The sequence below is a fragment of the Candidatus Pantoea communis genome (assembly GCF_011752685.1).
In the GTDB taxonomy this organism is placed as follows: domain Bacteria; phylum Pseudomonadota; class Gammaproteobacteria; order Enterobacterales; family Enterobacteriaceae; genus Pantoea; species Pantoea communis.
The window spans coordinates 21,417-39,687 of sequence record NZ_VWXC01000031.1 but is presented as its reverse complement, the minus strand read 5'-3'; the positions used below and the strand labels follow the sequence as shown (position 1 = coordinate 39,687).

The window sequence follows — 18,271 nt, the reverse complement described above, 5'->3', positions numbered from 1 at the left end:
CGATAACGGACCAATTGTACACAATCATCCCTGCTACGCACTAACTACCTGAAGCACCGCATTACGGGCTAATTCTGGCTCGTCACTGTCTAACCAATGGACGTTTGGCCAGCCACGTAACCAAGTCATCTGGCGTTTAGCGAGCTGCCGGGTGGCGCAAATTCCCCGATAAACCATTTCGTCGTAATCGATTTCACCAGAGAGATAAGACCACATCTGGCGATAACCTACACAACGAATGGAAGGCATATCCGTATGCAAATCACCTCGTGCAAACAGTTCACGAGCCTCCGCTTCAAATCCTGACGCTAGCATCTGGTCGTAACGCAACGCAATGCGTTGATGTATCAGTTCACGACTCGCCGGAGCGATAGCAAACTGGTACACGTCGTAGGGTAACGCTTCGCCGGACGTTTTTGTCAGTTCCGTTAAAGTTTTACCCGAAATAAAAAAAACTTCCAGTGCTCGCGAAAGTCTCTGCGGATCATTCGGATGAATACGACTACCGGCGACCGGATCGATTTCACACAGCTGGCGGTGCAGGGCTTCCCACCCTTTCTCCGCCGCCATTTGCTCTATCCGCTGACGCACCTCGGGATCGGCCGAGGGCAACGGCGACAATCCTTCAAGCAACGCCTTGAAGTAGAGCATGGTTCCACCAACAAGCAACGGAATCTTACCCTTTTGGGTAATCTCCGCCATTTCTGCCAGCGCATCGCGACGAAACTCAGCGGCGGAATACGCTTCCGCCGGATCGCGAATGTCCAGCAAACGATGGGGCGCCAGTGCTAACTCTTCTGCCGACGGTTTCGCCGTGCCAATATCCATCCCGCGATAGATTAAGGCAGAGTCAACGCTGATAAGTTCCACCGGAAGTTGCTGACGCAGCGAAATCGCTAATGCCGTCTTACCGGAGGCGGTAGGCCCCATCAAAAAAATTGCCTTTGGCCGGCTAGCCTGGTTTAGTTCACTCATGCTTCAACGCGTTAATCGCGCTCTCAATCTCAATGGTCTGTAACAGACCTGAAGGCGGCGACTTGAGCAGATGCGGGCATAGCCTTTCCAGCTCTGCCAGCAGTGCAATCGCCTGCGAGTGATTCCAGTGAGCGTGTTCTGCATCATCACGACGTGCCAGCCATTGGGCCAACGCAGATGCAGAAACCTCTTGCTGCCGGGCCAAGTAGCCTAACAGTTCTGGAATCAAGATTTGTAAATTTTGTGTGCGTAACGGTAAAGGGACGGCGCGTAAGGTGACGTGCTGACCTTCTCGTTGTAAATCAATGCCCATCAGCCTCAATAACGCGCCCTGAACATCGATCACATTCAACTCTTCTTTGGCAATTTTCAGCCGGACCGGGATCAGTAAAGGTTGAGGTTTCAAGCCCTCTTCTCCCGGTTGTAACTGGGCCTGTTTCAGCCAGCGTGAGGCCACATTCAGTGACAACAACTGTAATTGATGACCCCGTTCCAGCAGCGCATATTGCTCATGCATCACGCTCAGCACACGACCAAAACTTTGCGCATGTGCAGCCAACGGCGCTTCACGTGCTTCAGGCTGGCGCACGGGAGCCGGTTGCGGCGCGGCGGCGCGAGGGGGTTCGGCCACAGGCGTTTTCATTAATTGCTGGTAGGCGGCACCTTCACGTGCTCGATACACCGGCTCTTTATTCTGCCAACCCGTGTGCGTTCCCGCTGCCGCACCGCCGCTGCTGGAGCTGGTGCTATTGCGTGATGGGCTCGCGGGTTGCGCAAAGTGATTCACGCCCGCGGCCTGTCGATTCTCTGGCTGCCACTTTGGCGCGGGCTCTTCCGCATGCGCGATGGGCAACTCTGCGGCACGGCTCGCCTGCAACGCACTCATGACGCCCTGCCAGATGAAATCATGCACCAGCCGTGACTGGTGAAAACGGACTTCGTGCTTGGCGGGATGAACGTTGACATCTACCTGATGGGGATCGATCTCCAGATACAGCACATAAGCGGGCTGTTGATCTTCCCCCAACTGCGTCTGATACGCCTGCCGAATCGCATGGTTGATCAGCTTGTCACGCATCATGCGGCCATTGACGTAACAATATTGCAGATCCGTCACCTGACGTGACCCGGCGGGATCGGCCACCCATCCACGCAACGCCAAATCGTCATGCTGCCAGTCAATGCGCAGAGCATGTTGCATAAAGGGGGTGCCACAGATAGCGCCAAGACGGCGTTCACGCTGCGCTTCCTGATCCACCGCGCGATACTGGCGAATCATCTTGCCGTTGTGGGTCAGCGAAATTGCCACGTCAAAGCGCGCCAGCGCGATACGGCGAATCACTTCATCAATATGGGTAAATTCGGTCTTCTCAGTGCGCATGAACTTGCGCCGCGCCGGGGTGTTGTAAAACAGATCGAGCACTTCCAGCGACGTCCCGACAGGATGTGCTGCAGGTTTCACCGTGACATCCATATCACGTCCTTCCGCATAGGCTTGCCAGGCTTCGTGTTGATCCGCGGTGCGAGAGGTTAGCGTGAGGCGTGAAACCGAACTGATACTGGCGAGGGCTTCGCCGCGAAAACCGAGGCTCATAATCGCCTCAAGATCATCCAGCGAAGCAATTTTACTGGTGGCATGGCGAGCCAATGCCATGGCCAGTTCGGCTTTGGCGATGCCACAACCGTTATCGCGGATGCGAATCAACTTCGCGCCGCCTTTTTCGATATCAACGTCAATGCGCGTCGCGCCGGCATCAAGACTGTTTTCCACCAGCTCTTTTACGACCGATGCCGGGCGCTCAACCACTTCGCCGGCGGCAATCTGGTTCGCCAGCTGCGGCGGTAAAATCTGTATTGGCATGGTGGTGATCCTTTAAGCAGACTGGCGCCGCAGCGCCAGCAATCAGGATTGTGGAATCTTTAAGTTTTGCCCCAGCATCACGTTGCTCGACTTCATATTATTCGCCTGCATGATGGCTTTGGGGCTGACACCATAAAGAGCGGCGATCCCAGTGAGTGAATCACCGCGTACCACTTTGTGTCGGGTAGGACGACTCGCAGCGGTCACGCTCACGCCCGATTTTGCCGGGACTTTCAAACGTTGCCCGACCCACACCACATCGCGTTTCAGGCTATTGAGGTCACGCAGAGTTGCCATGCTGACACCGTATTTGGCGGCAATACCTGACAACGTCTCACCGCGCGTCACCGTATGGCGCTGCGTCGCGCCAGTGTATTGCACGGTTCCGGTTGCCGGGTTGCTGGCAACGCTAACCGCTGGTGCGCTGTCCAGCGGCCGGTTTTCCTCCTTTGGGATGGATTGCAGCGGATGCGCGAGGAAATAGTTACGCAGTCCTTTATAGATCGACTGAGCAATTTTCTCCTGATACGCGCTGCTGCCAAGCAGCCGCTCCTCCGCCGCGTTACTGATAAAGCCAGTCTCAACCAGTAAAGAAGGGATATCCGGGGAACGCAACACGCCTAAGCTGGCATGCTCCGGTAAACGTTTGTGCAACGGCGTCACGCCGCGCAGTTGCTGCAGCACTTTCACCGCGACATCATAGCCAACGCGCTGTGAATGCCCGAATTGCAGATCCAGTACCGCCTGGCTTAAGTAAGGATCAGCCTGGCTGTTTGCCAGTAAATCACCGGCACCGCCCAGCAATTCGGACTGCTTCTCTTTCTGTTCCAGCCAGTTCGCCATTTCGTTATTGGCGCGGCGGTTTGATAACACCCAAACGGATGCGCCGGTCGCCGAATGGTTGGGCGCGGCGTCGGCGTGAATCGATACCAGTAAATTGGCATTCTCTTTTCGCGCCACCTCGGAACGACCCATCACCGAGATAAAGTAATCGCCGTTTCGCGTCAGCACGGGCTTAAACATCGGGTCCTGATCCATCAGCGCTTTCAGTTTGCGCGCAATGGCAATGGTGACGTTCTTCTCGTGCAGGCCATGCTGGCCCGATGCGCCGGGATCCTGACCACCGTGGCCGGCGTCAATCGCCACAATCACCGTGTCATTGCGTGAAACGGCGCCACCCGGACGTACCGTGGTGTTGCTGTTGGTGACGGTGGTCACCGGATTGGCATTAAATGGATTCGCCGCACTCTCGCTCTGGCGAGCGGTGGTCACCGGTGCGGCAGCAGTGCTGCGTTTTGCCGGTTGCGTACCGCGAATAGTAAACACCACGCGATACTGATTGCCGTCACGTTGGGTGCTGGCACGCGTGTGTGCCGCCTGGGTCAGTTCGAACACCAAACGAATACTCTGTTTATCTTTCGGCTGGCTATTACGAATGCGTTGTACGATGTTTTCGCCGCTAAAGTTCAGCGGCAAGCCCTTAATCGCGCCACTTTGCCGAATATCCAGCACCACACGATTGGGGTTATGCAGCGGGAAGAAACCATACACGGGTTGACCATTAAAACTCAGCGTGACGGTTGCCTGACTGTCGCCGTTTTCGACTTTGATATCTGACAAGGTGGCAGATAACGCCGAAGCAGAAACGATACAGAGCGCAGCCAGCAGAATCCCTTTCATCCATGCGGTCATGCCGACTCCCTGCCTTGCTGGAACTGGGCCAGCAACGTTTCACCCACTGCAGAAACCGCGCTGATCTCCGCTTCTCGCGCCGCGTCCACGTAGCGCAGCGTCAATGCCAGATCGGGCTCGGGTAATACGCCAGCGCCCTGCTGCGGCCATTCGACCAGGCACAATGCATCCCCGCTGAAGTAATCGCGGATACCCATAAACTCCAGCTCTTCAGGATCGGCCAGGCGATAAAGATCGAAGTGATACAGCGTGCGTGAGCCGAGTTCGTAGGGCTCCACCAGCGTATAGGTTGGGCTTTTGACGTTACCCTGATGACCAAGCGCCTGCAAAAAGCCGCGGCTAAACGTGGTTTTACCGGCGCCGAGATCGCCATAAAGATAGATCACCAACGCGCTGCTGCAAACGCGGGCAAGTTGCGCACCCAGATTTAGGGTTGCCGCCTCATCGGGCAAAGGGATAACACAGGTTTTCATGCTTTATTGTTGGATCATCTCTGGATTAACAAACTGCCACAGCAGTTCGAACAAATCAGTGGCTAACATGCCGCGCGTACCGCGCTGCCGGGCAACCGCATCTGCCGCTGCACCGTGTGCGACACAGCCCGCGCAGGCTGCCTCAAGTAAAGTCAGTTTCTGGCCCAGCATGGCCGCAATGATACCGCTCAGGACATCGCCCATGCCGCCGGATGCCATCCCCGCATTGCCTACATCCGCAATCGCGATGTCACCTGCCGCGCTGGCCACGATCGTGCCTGCGCCTTTCAGCACCACCACACCGCCGTAGCGTTTAGCGAGCGTTTGCGCCGCCTGTAAGCGGTCGCGCTCGACCTCACTGGTCTTCACGCCTAACAGCCGTGCGGCCTCGCCAGGATGCGGAGTAATGATGCGATTCTGACGGTAATCCGGCTTGATTGCCAGCAGGTTAAGCGCATCAGCGTCCCAAAGCATCGGCTTTTCACTGGCCGCGACTTTTTTCAGTGCCTTCTGAGCCCACTCACGTTGTCCCAGTCCGGGCCCGATAGCGATCACGTCTGCCCATTGCTGGGCCTGTTCCAGCGTTTCTTCACGTAGCACATCGACCATGAGCTCCGGCCGCGCGGTCAGAATCGGGCCGATATTATCTTCATGCGTGAGCACGCGCACAAGCCCAGCACCACTGCGCAGCGCCGCTTCCGCCGTCATTCGAATCGCCCCGGCGGTGCCAGTATCCCCTCCCACTACCACTAAACGTCCATGGTCACCTTTGTGCGAAGTGGCTTTTCTTGGTTTCAGCCAGTGCACCAGATCAGCCGCATCGTAGCGTTGAATGGGATCCGTCTCGCCTGCGAGGAAGGTGTTCATCCCTAGCGCATCACAATGTAACCGACCCACGTGATCGCGAGCTTTACCAGTCAACAATCCCGGTTTCAGCACAATCATACTCAGGGTGACATCCGCGTTGATGGCATTGCCAGGCGTGGTGCCAGTGGCAGCATTCAATCCCGATGGAATATCTATCGCGAAGATGGGCGCGGCATGTGCATTGGCCAGATCAATCAATTCAGCGTAAGGCGCGGCTGGCGCACGATTGATGCCGGTGCCGAGCAATGCATCGATGATCACATCAATGTTTTGCGGCCATGACGCATCCGGGGCATGTATCACCCCGCCCGCCGCCAGCCAGGCTTCTTGCGCCTGTTGCGCTTCTTCCGGCAAGGGTTTATTACCGCTGCACGCCAGCAATGTGACGCGCAATCCTGCCGCCTGTGCCAGCCGCGCCACCACATAGCCATCGCCCCCGTTATTACCCTGTCCGCACAGAATCAGCCAGTGCTGCGCCTGCGGCCACTGTGCCCGAACTCGCTCATAGCTCGCCTGCCCGGCGCGCAGCATTAATTCGTACAAGGTTAAACCCAGGCTATCCGCCGCATCGCGCTCCAGTTGCCCTATCGCCTGCGCAGGCCAGACAGAGTGTGGTAAACTGCGCGGGTTTGCTTCAATTGCCTGGTTTCTCATGTCATACCCTCTCGATCTTCAACAGCTTGCCCACCAAATTAAACAGTGGGGGCGCGAACTCGGCTTTCAGCAGGTTGGTATTTGCGATACCGATCTTAGCGCTGAAGAGCCCAAATTACAGGATTGGCTGGAGAAGCAATATCACGGAGAGATGGACTGGATGGCGCGCCACGGCATGATGCGTGCGCGTCCGCATGAACTCCTGCCCGGCACACTGCGCGTGATCAGCGTGCGCATGAACTACCTTCCGGCCAAAGCGGCGTTTGCCAGCACCTTAAAAAATCCTCAGCTAGGCTATGTCAGCCGTTATGCGCTGGGCCGCGATTATCACAAAGTATTGCGCAATCGCCTGAAAAAGCTTGGAGAGTTGATCCAGGCACATTGTGGTGAACTCAATTTCCGCCCGTTTGTTGATTCCGCCCCCATCCTTGAACGCCCGATTGCCGCCAAAGCAGGCCTGGGCTGGACCGGTAAACACTCGCTCATTCTCAATCGCGAAGCCGGTTCCTGGTTCTTTCTCGGCGAGTTGCTGATTGATTTGCCGTTGCCCGTCGATCAGCCTCAGGAAGAACAGTGCGGTCGCTGCGTCGCCTGCATCACTATTTGCCCGACTTCCGCCATCGTTGAGCCTTATGTGGTTGACGCGCGGCGCTGTATTTCTTATCTCACCATCGAGCTGGAAGGCGCGATACCGGAAGAATTCCGTCCGCTGATTGGTAATCGCATCTATGGATGTGACGATTGCCAGCTTATCTGTCCGTGGAATCGTTATGGTCAGTTGACCGATGAAGATGATTTCTCGCCGCGCGCGGTGCTGCACGCGCCGCCGTTGGTGGATCTCTTCAAGTGGGATGAAGCGAAATTCTTGCGAGTCACTGAAGGTTCTGCGATTCGCCGCATCGGCCACTTACGCTGGCTGAGGAATATCGCAGTGGCATTGGGCAATGCGCCCTGGGCAGAAGAAAATCTGGCGGCGTTGCAAATGCGTAGCGGTGAAAACGCCATGCTGGATGAGCATATTGACTGGGCCATCACGCAGCAATTACAGAGGCGTGCGGCACAGAGCGTGGATGTTCAGCCCGCGAAGAAACAGCGCTTAGTGCGCGCCGTCGAGAAAGGCCTGGCCCGTGATGCGTGATTGAGCAATCGCGCAGGATAAAATCCTTTTCCACACGCTGTGAATAAAATTATAAAGCCGAATAGTGACGAGGATCATTATATCGTCTACCAAGACTATTCACAGACTGAAATACCTTTAATTCATTAATAATCAACGATTTAAATGATTACTGTAAATATTTAAGTAGAATATTGCGCGCAGGGGCTTGTCCAGAGCTTGTGGATAACTCTGTTTAAAACAGTTTTGCAGATAGGGTAAAACGCCGTCAGCACGTTGCAGGCGCATTGTGGATAACCTGTAAGATAACTGCAACAGACTACAGGCATCGTTGGTGCTAATGCGGTACGTAAAATTTCCAGAAAGAAAACCAGGCCGCATAAGATCGATAAAGACTGCAGCAGTTTTAAGTCTGATTACGCCCGAGAGCAAATAACATTAGTGAATATGAAAATCTGGAGCGGGAAACGAGACTCGAACTCGCGACCCCGACCTTGGCAAGGTCGTGCTCTACCAACTGAGCTATTCCCGCAAAGAGGTTACTACTAACTAAAACAGATTTTGGAGCGGGAAACGAGACTCGAACTCGCGACCCCGACCTTGGCAAGGTCGTGCTCTACCAACTGAGCTATTCCCGCAAAGAGGTTACTGCTAACGAAGTTTGGAGCGGGAAACGAGACTCGAACTCGCGACCCCGACCTTGGCAAGGTCGTGCTCTACCAACTGAGCTATTCCCGCAAAACTTTCGCGTTACTGCTGCGCACCGTAATAAATTCTTCACCGGTACGGGGTGCGCATTATACGAGAAATCCTTTCAGTCGCAAGAGTCTAAAAGCAAAATTTTACGCTTTCAGTGCGTTTGCTGATTTAATCAGCAACCTGATGATTTCCTGCGCACCCTTAGGCGATTAAAGCTGCAAGAAGTGTTCGCGGTAGTAGGCCAACTCGGCAACGGACTCGCGGATATCATCCAGCGCCTGGTGACTGCCCGCTTTTTTGAAGCCCGGCAGGATATCGGGTTTCCAGCGACGCGCCAGTTCTTTCAGCGTGCTGACATCCAGATAACGGTAGTGGAAGTAGGCTTCCAGCTCCGGCATGTATTTGAACAGGAAGCGGCGATCCTGGCCGATGCTATTGCCGCAAATCGGAGAAGTGTTAGCCGGAACCCACTGCTTGAGAAATTCGATGGTCGCCAGCTCTGCAGCACGGTCGTCGTATTGGCTGGCTTTCACACGTTCTACCAGACCACTGTTGGTGTGCGTACGCACATTCCACTCATCCATCAATGCCAATTGCTCATCAGACTGATGCACCGCAAACACCGGGCCTTCTGCCAGGATATTCAGGTTGGCATCGGTGACGATCGTGGCGATCTCAATAATGCGATCCTGCTCCGGATCCAATCCGGTCATTTCCAGGTCGATCCAAATCAGATTATTTTCATTTCCAGCTGTCATGCGTTTCCCGCCTGTTGCCAAAGTCGTCATTACACTCGTTTCAGGTGTATCATAGACGTTTTGCCCAGCGGGGCGAAGCCTGGCGAAAGCCGTGAGAGGATGCGTGAGCAAAAATAAACTGTCGAAGGGTCAACAACGTCGCGTAAGCGCTAACCATCAGCGTCGTCTGCAGCAACGGAATGAAAAGCCGGAACCGGATGACAACCTGTTTGGAGAAGCGAGCGAAGGCGTGGTGATCAGCCGTTTCGGCATGCACGCAGATGTGGAAGATGGCGTGGGCGAAGTGCATCGCTGCAATATCCGTCGCACCATTCGCTCACTGGTCACCGGTGACCGTGTGCTGTGGCGTGCGGCGATTGGCGGCGGCAAAGGCATCGTAGAAGCAGTTCACGAACGTAAAACGGTACTGACGCGTCCGGATTTCTATGATGGCGTCAAACCGATCGCGGCGAACATCGATCAGATCATCATTGTGTCGGCGATCCTGCCGGAGCTGTCGCTCAATATCATCGATCGTTATCTGGTGGCCAGTGAAACCCTGGGCGTTGAGCCACTGCTGGTCCTGAACAAAACCGATCTGCTCGACGCGGAAGCCCGCGCGTTTGTGGATGAGCAGATGGATATCTATCGCAAAATTGGCTATCGCGTGTTGATGGTATCCAGCCGTGCCAAAGATGGCCTGGCGGAGCTGGAACAGGCCTTAACCGATCGCGTGAGCATTTTTGCCGGTCAATCTGGTGTGGGTAAATCTAGTTTGCTAAACAATTTGCTGGGACTGGAATTGGCGGGCGATGAGATTCTGACCAACGATGTGTCTGATAACTCCGGTCTGGGCCAACACACCACCACCGCCTCACGCCTGTATCACTTCCCGCACGGCGGCGACGTGATCGATTCTCCAGGCGTACGTGAATTCGGTTTATGGCATCTGGAGCCGGAACAAATCACCCGTGGATTTGTCGAATTCCGTGAGTTTATCGGCGGTTGCCGTTTCCGCGACTGCAAGCATGATACCGATCCCGGCTGTGCCATTCGCGAAGCAGTTGAAGAAGGGACGATTAACATCTCGCGCTTCGATAACTACCACCGGATTCTGGAGAGTATGGCGCAGGTAAAAACGCGTAAAAACTTTTCCGCCAGCGAAGATTAACGGGTACAACGGCACATTCGCCAACTGACCGGGGCGCTGCTACAATCCGCCCCCTTTTGTGTAAACCAAGCGTAATTAAGCCAGGAGGCAATGGTGTTTGATCGTTTTAAACTCGGCCTGAATCATATTCTGCCTAAAAAAGGGCTGACCGAACTTGCCGGCTGGGGCGCCAGTCGTCGCGGTGGCTGGCTGACCAAAGCGGTCATCGACATGTTTGTCTGGTACTACAAAGTGGATATGGCCGAAGCCAGCAAACCCCATACTGGTAGCTATCGCACCTTCAATGACTTCTTCGTGCGTCCGCTAAAAGAGGGTGCGCGCCCGATTGATCCCGATGCGACCCTGCTGGCGCTGCCAGCTGATGGCGCGGTGAGCCAGTTAGGCCGCATTGAAGGCGATCAGATCTTCCAGGCGAAAGGCCATTATTATTCGTTGCAGGCCTTGCTGGCCGGTAACGACGATCTGGCAGAAAAGTTCGTCGATGGTGAGTTCATCACCACCTATCTCGCACCGCGCGATTATCACCGTGTGCACATGCCCTGTAACGGTATTCTGCGCGAAATGATTTATGTGCCGGGCGATCTTTACTCCGTCAACCCGCTGACAGCACGTAACATCCCGAATCTGTTTGCACGCAATGAGCGTGTGATCTGCGTCTTCGATACCGATCATGGCCCGATGGTGCAGATCCTGGTAGGGGCAACCATTGTCGGCAGCATCGAAACCGTGTGGGCGGGCACCATTACGCCACCACGTGAAGGGGTGATTAAACGCTGGCGTTATCCTTCAGCGGATCACGACGGCGCCGTTGTGTTGTTGAAAGGTCAGGAAATGGGGCGTTTCAAACTCGGTTCGACGGTAATTAACCTGTTCGCACCGGGCCGCGTGAAGCTGGCGGAAAGTCTCGAAGCCGAGAGTAAAACCCGTCTTGGCCAACCGCTGGCGATTGCCCTGCCGCAGCCCGGCGACAGCGCCCCGCTCGCTGAATAACCGGAACCTCTCCCGTGCGCGTTCTTCTCTCCCTACTGCTGAGCCTGGTGCTCAGCAGTTCTGTATTGGCAGCCACCGTTCCCCCCGCGAGTCAGTTGAAGCAGGAACTGGATGCGGCCAAATCCGCCAAAGCCTCTCCTGCTCAAGCTGAGCAAGTTCAGGCCATTGAAGCAGCCATCAATTTCCTCACTGAGCGCGATGAATCGCTGGAGCGCGCTAAACAGTATCAGCAGGTGATTGATGATTTTCCGCGGCTGGCACGTGAACTGCGTCAGCAGATCGCCACACTGACCGACAGCAGTAAAACGGTGCGCAATAACATGAGCAGCGCCGAGCTGGATCAGGAAATCCTGCAAATCAGCAGCCAGTTACTGGAAGAAGGGCGTCAGGCGCAACAGGAGCAGGATCGCGCACGTGAGATTAGCGATTCACTTTCCCAGTTACCGCAGCAGCAAACCGATGCTCGCCGGGCGATGACCGAAAGCGATCGCCGCGCTCAGGGTTTCTCAGCGGCCGCCACGCCGCTGGCTCAGGCGCAGATTTATGCCCGCCTGGCCGAAAATGCTGCCAATAAAGCCCGTGTCGATGAGTTAGAACTGGCACAGCTCTCCGCCAATAATCGCCAGGAGCTGGCGCGTATGCGGGCGGAAGTGCATCAGCGTAAAGTGACGCAGCTGGATAACTATCTGCAATCGTTGCGCAATCAGCTGAATAATCAGCGTCAGCGAGAAGCGGAACTGGCGCTCGAACGCACCGAACAGCTGGCGGAAAACAGTGGCGATTTACCGGCTTCGATCAGCGATCAATTCCGCGTCAACCGTGAGCTATCAGCCGACCTGAATGCGCAAGCCCAACGTATGGATTTGGTCGCTTCGCAGCAACGTTTGGCCACCAACCAAACGCTACAGGTACGCCAGGCGCTCAGCACGCTGCGCGAACAATCACAATGGCTGGGCGCCTCGAATCTGCTGGGTGAAGCCTTACGTGCGCAAGTCGCCCGATTGCCGGATATGCCGAAGTCGCAGCAGATAGACAGTGAGATGGGCCAACTGCGTGTGCAACGGCTGCATTATGAAGATTTGCTGGAGCGGCAAAAGGATCTGCGCAAAGAGAAGCAGGATGACGGCACGCCGTTCACCAGTGAGCAAACCCGTATTCTTGATGCCCAGTTGAAAACCCAGCGCGAGCTGCTCAACTCACTGATCTCCGGCTGCGATACACTGATTCTGGAAATCACCAAGCTGAAGGTGTCGAACACGCAGTTGCAGGACGCCCTGGGAGAAGTGAAGGAAGCCACCCACCGTTATCTGTTCTGGACGGCGGATGTCAGCGCCATCGACCTGAAGTATCCGATTGACGTGGCGCGTGACTTAACCCGCCTGCTGTCGCTGGATACCTTAGGGCAACTCGGTAAAGCGCTGGCGATGATGTTTACCAGCAAAGAAACCGTGATGCCAATCATCTGCGCAGTGCTGTTAGTGGGCTTTAGCATCAGCTCGCGCCGTCATTACAATGCTTTTATGGCGCGTTCCGCCAGCAAAGTGGGCAAAGTGACCCAGGACCGCTTTAGCCTGACGTTGCGCACTGTGTTCTGGTCAATTCTGGTCGCCGTGCCGCTGCCGGTATTGTGGGCAGCGCTGGGCTTTGGTTTGCAGCACGCCTGGCCTTATCCGTTTGCCGTTGCGATTGGAGATGGCATCACTGCCACGCTGCCGCTGCTGTGGGCCTTTATGATCAGCGCTGCTTTTGCGCGTCATGATGGGCTATTTGTGGTGCACTTCCGCTGGCCGCAGGCGCGAGTCGCGCGTGCCATGCGTTACTACTCGCTGACGGTTGGCCTGATTGTGCCGCTGATCATGCTGCTGATTGCCTTTGCCAATCTCGACGATCCACAGTTCTCCGGCACGCTCGGTCGCCTGTGCTTCATTTTGATTTGCGGTGCGTTAAGTATTGTCACCGTCAGCCTCAAACGTGCAGGCATTCCGCTGTATCTGGATAAAGAGGGCAACGGCGACAACTTCGTTAACCGTATTCTGTGGAACCTGATGATTGCCATCCCGCTGGTAGCGGCGTTGGCTTCCTGCATCGGCTATCTGGCGACCGCGCAGGCGCTGCTGGCGCGCCTGGAAACCTCGGTAGGCATTTGGTTCTTCCTGTTGGTGATTTACCACATTATCCGCCGCTGGATGCTGATCCAACGCCGTCGCATCGCCTTTGATCGCGCCCGCCAACGCCGTGCCGATATGCTGGCGAACCGCGCGCGCAGTGAAGAAGAGAAAGAGCAACAGACTCCCGCCAACGCCGATACGATTGAGATCGATGAACCGAGCCTGGATCTGGATGAGATCAGTGCGCAGTCGTTGCGTCTGGTGCGCTCTATTCTTACGTTGATTGCGCTGGTATCGGTGATTGTACTGTGGTCAGAAATTCACTCGGCCTTTAGTTTCCTCGACAACATCCCACTGTGGGATGCCAGCACCACAGTGCAGGGCGTGGAGAGCGTGCAGCCGATTACGCTGGGCGCGGTGCTGATTGCCATTCTGGTGTTCATTATCACCACTCAGCTGGTGCGTAATATGCCTGCCCTGCTGGAACTGGCGTTGCTGCAACACATTAGCCTGTCACCTGGCACCGGTTATGCCATCACTACCCTGACCAAATACGTGCTGATGCTGATTGGCGGATTAGTCGGCTTCTCGATCATTGGCGTTGAGTGGGCAAAACTGCAGTGGCTGGTGGCGGCGTTAGGTCTGGGGTTGGGCTTTGGTATGCAGGAGATCTTTGCCAACTTTATTTCTGGTCTGATTATCTTGTTCGAAAAGCCAATTCGTATCGGCGATACCGTCACCATTCGCGATCTGACCGGCAGCATTACCCGCATCAATACCCGCGCCACCACGATTACCGACTGGGACCGTAAAGAGATCATCGTGCCTAACAAGGCCTTTATCACTGAGCAGTTCGTTAACTGGTCGTTGTCGGATTCTGTCACGCGTGTGGTGCTGACCATCCCGGCTCCGGCACACGTCAACAGTGATGAAGTCACCAACATTCTCAAGCAGGCGGCCGAGCGCTGTACCTACGTGCTGGATATGCCCGCACCGGATGTGTTCCTGGTAGATTTACAGCAAGGCATTCAGCTGTTTGAATTGCGTGTGCACGCAGCTGAGATGGGCCACCGCATGCCGCTGCGTCATGAGTTGCATCAGTTGATTCTGCGCGGCTTTGAAGAGCACGGTATTGAGATGCCGTTCCCACCATTCCAGGTGCGTATGGAAACGCTGGGACGTAAAACACCGGCCAGCAATGGCTCACCGTCCAGCCAGACCTTTAAATCTGGCGGCTTATAAATGACAACGCCCGGCAATCTCCGGGCGCTGTTTTTTCTGCTGAGCGTTACTTCACAAACTCTACGCCCTGCGCGATGTCTTTCTTCAGCGTCTCCAGCATGCCGCTGAGCGCCTGCTGTTCAAACGCACTCAAAGGACCCAACGGGCGACGTTCCACAATACCGTTCTTGCCGATCAGCAGCGGTTGTGAGAAGAAGCGCGCATACTCACCGTCCCCTTCAACATAAGCACATTCGACCACGTTTGCTTCGCCCTGCAGCGCACGCACCAGTGAGAGACCAAAGCGCGCAGCAGCCTGCCCCATGGACAAGGTCGCCGATCCACCACCGGCTTTCGCTTCCACCACTTCGGTGCCGGCGTTTTGAATACGCTTAGTGAGGTCAGCCACTTCCTGTTCGCTGAAGCTGATGCCTTTAACCTGCGACAGCAGCGGCAAAATTGTCACGCCTGAGTGCCCCCCCACCACCGGGACCTCGATCTCGGTGGGCTGCTTGCCTTTCAACGCTGCAACAAAGGTGTTGGCGCGGATAATGTCGAGGGTTGAGACACCAAACAGACGGTTCTTGTCATACACGCCGGCTTTCTTCAGCACTTCAGCCGCAATGGCCACCGTGGTGTTAACCGGATTAGTGATCACGCCAATCAGCGCTTTCGGCGCGGTGCTGGCAACCTGCTCGATCAGGTTACGTACAATGCCCGCGTTAACGTTAAACAGGTCGGCGCGATCCATGCCGGGTTTACGTGCCACACCCGCAGAAATCAGCACAATATCGGCTCCCTGCAGCGCAGGTGTCGCGTCTTCGCCACTAAACCCTTCCACCTTCACAGAGGTAGGAATATGGCTGAGATCAACCGCCACCCCGGGCGTGACCGGGGCGATATCATAAAGTGAGAGAGCGGAACCTGCGGGTAATTGAGTTTTGAGCAGCAGTGCGAGCGCCTGGCCAATACCACCGGCTGCACCGAGAACGGCAACTTTCATCCTGAACTCCTTATGAAGGTGGGGCAGAGATATGCCGAAAATCCATCAGGTTACGAGTTTAATCAACTTCTCAGGCGATAGCGACAAACCTGTCGCGCAATAACATGACGCCGCAATCGGCTCCCGAGACATCTCCACTTCAGAAGTCGCCTGAATGATACAATCGCAGCCAGAAGACAATGGACGGCAATGATCATCGATATAGTTGTTACCACTTCAATACTATAACAACATTGCAACCTTCGCTTTGCGCGTCAGCCCGCGATTTTGGCGCAACACAAAACTCTGCTATGATGCCTGTCCGCAGTTGATTAGCGCGATTCGCTCACTACGCTTATTGCATAAAAATTCATCTAAATGCATAATAATTTATCTGCTGCTGGCCTGTTGCCTGCTGCACCCCTCTTTTATTGGTAGCTTATGCGAAACCCATCAAAACAAGACGACTTGATCAAAGCGTTCAAAGCGTTATTAAAAGAAGAAAAATTCAGCTCTCAGGGCGAAATCGTACAGGCGCTGCAGGAAGACGGCTTCGAGAACATCAACCAGTCAAAAGTTTCTCGTATGCTGACAAAGTTTGGTGCCGTGCGCACCCGTAATGCCAAAATGGAAATGGTTTATTGTTTGCCAGCCGAACTTGGCGTGCCGACCACCACCAGCCCATTGAAGAATCTGGTGCTGGATATCGATTACAACGATGCCTTAGTGGTGATTCACACCAGCCCGGGTGCTGCGCAGCTGATTGCACGCCTGCTGGATTCACTTGGTAAAGCGGAAGGCATTCTCGGTACTATCGCGGGGGATGACACCATCTTTATTACCCCTGCGCGCAGTTTCTCCGTAAAACAGCTGCACGATGCCGTGCTGGTTTTATTCGAACAGGAACTATAAAACCCTGGTCTTAACCGGCAGATCATCTGCCGGTAACATCCTTCCTGACGATCCGTTACCCGCCACGCTTGTTACAAAATCCTTTTTTAATAATAAGTTATCGATATAGCTGCCGGTTCTGCATCCGACGAAATATTGGTACGACCTTTTCCCCTTCTTGACCATTCGCGCTATTTTACACTGCTTTACATATTGTGCTCAGTGGTTATAGCTTCTTATGGCGTATCAGCCAGCGTGATCGACCATGATCTTTCGCACGAAAAGATAATTTGATGCAGATCATTGTTTTTACGAATAAATCACAGCCAACGGTTAAGAATCAACCGGTTTTAATAACTTCCAGTTCTAAAAAGGTGCCATAAGGATAAAGAATAACAACCAAACATTATTAGCCAGATATTAATTTCATGGGTGATTAGATCTATACTTGTTTTCGTGATGCAAATCACACGAAAGAAAAAGATAAAAACAGAAGACGAGGAAAAATACCATGAACGTTAAAACTACTATCGCAACCCTGAGTGTTCTATCTGCCCTGTCATTTGGTGCTTTTGCAGCAGATTCTATCAATGCCCAACAGGCAGCGAATCTGCAACCTGCCGGCACCATCAGTGTGAGCGGCGTGGGCGGTTCTCCGATGGATATCCATGAGCAGCTGAATGCGAAAGCCGATCAGGAAGGTGCTAAAGCCTACCGTGTGATCGAAGCGAATACCGGCGACAGCTATCACGCCACCGCTGAGCTTTATAAATAAGTTGACTGAACAAGACGCAGTGTGAACGGCGACCCGTTTGAGACGCATTTGCCTCTCAGGTTGCCAAACCCCATTTCAGGAGAGTGAATCATGAAAACCAAATTAGCTATCGCCATCGTAAGTCTGGCTTCCGTGTTGTCTTTCGGTGCCAGTGCCGCCAGCCTGGTTTCTAACGAACAAGCTGCACAGCTGCAACCGCTGAATCAAACTGTCAGCGTGAGCGGTGTTGACGGCGACCAGACCAACGTCCGTCAGGAGCTGTCTCAGAAAGCTGATGCGCAAGGTGCCAGCCACTATCGCATCATTGAAAACAATCGCGGCGACACCTTCCACGTGACCGCTGAATTGTACAAATAAGACTAAATCGAACGTCGGGCGCCTGAATGGCGCCAGACAATTGATCGACGACCCGCCTCACCCACCTTTTGCCGCAGGTTGTTGATTACAACGAGGAGAAAAATCATGAAAATCAAAGCAACCATCGCAGCCGCCAGCCTTCTTTCCTTGTTTACCTTTGGTGCATCAGCAGCCCAACTGGTAACGGATGAGCAGGCGCAAAATCTGCAACCTACCGGCAGCACTATCACCATCAGCGGTACCGGCGGTTCGCCAATGGATTACCGTGCTGAGCTTTCTCAGAAAGCCGATGCACAAGGTGCCAGTGCTTATAAAGTGATTGAAGCGAAAACCGGCGATAGCTATCACGTGACCGCCGAGCTGTATAAATAATTCCTCGTCAATTCTGACGAACCCTTTGGCCCCGCTCGCCGGGGCCCTTTTTCGGCTTGTCACTTCACATTAAAGCGGAGCTGGCCTTCCAGCTCCTCTTCTGCTTCATCAAACAGCAGGATTAATGCGCCATACCGGCGTTTCTGCCCTGTCCCCAGATTCACAAACTCAATTTCCAGCGGCAATGGCAACTGCTCCCCAAGTATCGCATCCCAGAGATCGTCAAGATCGCTGATGGCCAGATCCGCCAGCGCAAAACGATCGCTGAACTGGCGATAGAAATGGGCTTGATCGACGATTTCGTCAAAATCAAAACGCTCGGTTCTCAT

The 18,271-nt window shown here is 54.5% G+C and carries 16 protein-coding genes and 3 tRNA genes; 8 read left to right on the top strand and 11 right to left on the bottom strand.

Features of this window, described 5'->3' with window-relative positions; all coding sequences use genetic code 11:
- Window positions 1–33: 33 nt before the first annotated feature.
- Genes miaA through nnr form a run of 5 tightly spaced genes read right to left on the bottom strand, consistent with a single transcriptional unit; the run spans window position 34 to window position 6,522 of the window.
- Complete coding sequence (gene miaA, locus F3J37_RS26045; RefSeq protein WP_166936525.1) at window positions 34–975, bottom strand: tRNA (adenosine(37)-N6)-dimethylallyltransferase MiaA; 942 nt, start codon at window positions 973–975, stop codon at window positions 34–36.
- A complete protein-coding gene (mutL, locus tag F3J37_RS26040) occupies window positions 968–2,836 on the bottom strand; it encodes a DNA mismatch repair endonuclease MutL (RefSeq protein WP_166936523.1) in 1,869 nt (622 codons plus the stop codon). Before mutL ends, miaA begins: the two co-directional genes overlap by 8 nt.
- Window positions 2,837–2,878: 42 nt before the next feature.
- Window positions 2,879–4,516, bottom strand: a complete 1,638-nt coding sequence (gene amiB / locus F3J37_RS26035) for an N-acetylmuramoyl-L-alanine amidase AmiB (RefSeq protein ID WP_370662142.1) — start codon at window positions 4,514–4,516, stop codon at window positions 2,879–2,881.
- An 8-nt stretch (window positions 4,517–4,524) separates the two neighbouring features.
- Entirely contained in the window at window positions 4,525–5,001 is a 477-nt protein-coding gene (gene tsaE, locus F3J37_RS26030; RefSeq protein ID WP_034829377.1) for a tRNA (adenosine(37)-N6)-threonylcarbamoyltransferase complex ATPase subunit type 1 TsaE, read from the bottom strand.
- A gap of 3 nt (window positions 5,002–5,004) precedes the next feature.
- Window positions 5,005–6,522, bottom strand: coding sequence for a bifunctional ADP-dependent NAD(P)H-hydrate dehydratase/NAD(P)H-hydrate epimerase (nnr, locus tag F3J37_RS26025; RefSeq protein ID WP_166936520.1), 1,518 nt, complete (start codon window positions 6,520–6,522; stop codon window positions 5,005–5,007).
- Here nnr and queG point away from each other — a divergent pair.
- Window positions 6,521–7,660, top strand: a complete 1,140-nt coding sequence (gene queG, locus F3J37_RS26020; protein WP_166936518.1) for a tRNA epoxyqueuosine(34) reductase QueG — start codon at window positions 6,521–6,523, stop codon at window positions 7,658–7,660. The two genes, nnr and queG, sit on opposite strands and share 2 nt — an antisense overlap.
- A gap of 435 nt (window positions 7,661–8,095) precedes the next feature.
- Here queG and F3J37_RS26015 read toward each other — a convergent pair.
- The 4 genes from F3J37_RS26015 to orn all read right to left on the bottom strand — a co-directional run bounded on the left by F3J37_RS26015 (window position 8,096) and on the right by orn (window position 9,096).
- Window positions 8,096–8,171 (bottom strand) — tRNA-Gly (locus F3J37_RS26015).
- A 30-nt stretch (window positions 8,172–8,201) separates the two neighbouring features.
- A tRNA-Gly gene (locus F3J37_RS26010) sits at window positions 8,202–8,277 on the bottom strand.
- 24 nt (window positions 8,278–8,301) lie between these two features.
- A tRNA-Gly gene (locus tag F3J37_RS26005) sits at window positions 8,302–8,377 on the bottom strand.
- Between the two features lie 170 nt (window positions 8,378–8,547).
- On the bottom strand, window positions 8,548–9,096 hold the full coding sequence (gene orn, locus F3J37_RS26000; protein WP_034829381.1) for an oligoribonuclease: 549 nt from the start codon (window positions 9,094–9,096) through the stop codon (window positions 8,548–8,550).
- Window positions 9,097–9,199: 103 nt separating this feature from the next.
- Between orn and rsgA the strand changes: the two genes are divergently transcribed.
- The 3 genes from rsgA (at window position 9,200) to mscM (ending at window position 14,586) form a co-directional block, all read left to right on the top strand.
- A complete protein-coding gene (gene rsgA / locus F3J37_RS25995) occupies window positions 9,200–10,246 on the top strand; it encodes a small ribosomal subunit biogenesis GTPase RsgA (protein ID WP_034829385.1) in 1,047 nt (348 codons plus the stop codon).
- A gap of 93 nt (window positions 10,247–10,339) precedes the next feature.
- The gene (asd, locus tag F3J37_RS25990; protein ID WP_034829399.1) at window positions 10,340–11,236 is read left to right on the top strand and encodes an archaetidylserine decarboxylase; all 897 of its coding nucleotides are present in this window, start codon (window positions 10,340–10,342) and stop codon (window positions 11,234–11,236) included.
- Between the two features lie 14 nt (window positions 11,237–11,250).
- The gene (mscM, locus tag F3J37_RS25985; RefSeq protein WP_034829388.1) at window positions 11,251–14,586 is read left to right on the top strand and encodes a miniconductance mechanosensitive channel MscM; all 3,336 of its coding nucleotides are present in this window, start codon (window positions 11,251–11,253) and stop codon (window positions 14,584–14,586) included.
- 46 nt (window positions 14,587–14,632) lie between these two features.
- Here mscM and mdh read toward each other — a convergent pair whose 3' ends face one another.
- A complete protein-coding gene (gene mdh / locus F3J37_RS25980) occupies window positions 14,633–15,568 on the bottom strand; it encodes a malate dehydrogenase (protein ID WP_166936516.1) in 936 nt (311 codons plus the stop codon).
- A 420-nt stretch (window positions 15,569–15,988) separates the two neighbouring features.
- Between mdh and argR the strand changes: the two genes are divergently transcribed.
- The 4 genes from argR (at window position 15,989) to yhcN (F3J37_RS25960) (ending at window position 17,942) form a co-directional block, all read left to right on the top strand.
- A complete protein-coding gene (gene argR, locus F3J37_RS25975) occupies window positions 15,989–16,459 on the top strand; it encodes a transcriptional regulator ArgR (protein ID WP_034831131.1) in 471 nt (156 codons plus the stop codon).
- 490 nt (window positions 16,460–16,949) lie between these two features.
- Window positions 16,950–17,213 (top strand): peroxide/acid stress response protein YhcN, encoded by a 264-nt coding sequence (yhcN, locus tag F3J37_RS25970; RefSeq protein ID WP_034831133.1) that lies wholly within the window; start codon window positions 16,950–16,952, stop codon window positions 17,211–17,213.
- Between the two features lie 90 nt (window positions 17,214–17,303).
- On the top strand, window positions 17,304–17,570 hold the full coding sequence (locus F3J37_RS25965; protein WP_166936514.1) for a YdgH/BhsA/McbA-like domain containing protein: 267 nt from the start codon (window positions 17,304–17,306) through the stop codon (window positions 17,568–17,570).
- 105 nt (window positions 17,571–17,675) lie between these two features.
- On the top strand, window positions 17,676–17,942 hold the full coding sequence (yhcN, locus tag F3J37_RS25960) for a peroxide/acid stress response protein YhcN (protein ID WP_166936512.1): 267 nt from the start codon (window positions 17,676–17,678) through the stop codon (window positions 17,940–17,942).
- 59 nt (window positions 17,943–18,001) lie between these two features.
- On the opposite strand, the gene F3J37_RS25955 is transcribed toward yhcN (F3J37_RS25960), so the two are convergent.
- Window positions 18,002–18,271, bottom strand: a complete 270-nt coding sequence (locus F3J37_RS25955; RefSeq protein WP_034831139.1) for a barstar family protein — start codon at window positions 18,269–18,271, stop codon at window positions 18,002–18,004.

Excerpts from the sequence above, each read along its gene's own strand:
- nnr (WP_166936520.1), bottom strand. The coding sequence starts at position 6,522 with ATGAGAAACCAGGCAATTGAAGCAAACCCGCGCAGTTTACCACACTCT.
- tsaE (WP_034829377.1), bottom strand. The coding sequence starts at position 5,001 with ATGAAAACCTGTGTTATCCCTTTGCCCGATGAGGCGGCAACCCTAAAT.
- argR (WP_034831131.1), top strand. The coding sequence starts at position 15,989 with ATGCGAAACCCATCAAAACAAGACGACTTGATCAAAGCGTTCAAAGCG.
- orn (WP_034829381.1), bottom strand. The coding sequence starts at position 9,096 with ATGACAGCTGGAAATGAAAATAATCTGATTTGGATCGACCTGGAAATG.
- yhcN (WP_166936512.1), top strand. The coding sequence starts at position 17,676 with ATGAAAATCAAAGCAACCATCGCAGCCGCCAGCCTTCTTTCCTTGTTT.
- amiB (WP_370662142.1), bottom strand. The coding sequence starts at position 4,516 with ATGAAAGGGATTCTGCTGGCTGCGCTCTGTATCGTTTCTGCTTCGGCG.
- mdh (WP_166936516.1), bottom strand. The coding sequence starts at position 15,568 with ATGAAAGTTGCCGTTCTCGGTGCAGCCGGTGGTATTGGCCAGGCGCTC.
- queG (WP_166936518.1), top strand. The coding sequence starts at position 6,521 with ATGTCATACCCTCTCGATCTTCAACAGCTTGCCCACCAAATTAAACAG.
- miaA (WP_166936525.1), bottom strand. The coding sequence starts at position 975 with ATGAGTGAACTAAACCAGGCTAGCCGGCCAAAGGCAATTTTTTTGATG.
- F3J37_RS25965 (WP_166936514.1), top strand. The coding sequence starts at position 17,304 with ATGAAAACCAAATTAGCTATCGCCATCGTAAGTCTGGCTTCCGTGTTG.
- mutL (WP_166936523.1), bottom strand. The coding sequence starts at position 2,836 with ATGCCAATACAGATTTTACCGCCGCAGCTGGCGAACCAGATTGCCGCC.
- F3J37_RS25955 (WP_034831139.1), bottom strand. The coding sequence starts at position 18,271 with ATGAGAACCGAGCGTTTTGATTTTGACGAAATCGTCGATCAAGCCCAT.
- yhcN (WP_034831133.1), top strand. The coding sequence starts at position 16,950 with ATGAACGTTAAAACTACTATCGCAACCCTGAGTGTTCTATCTGCCCTG.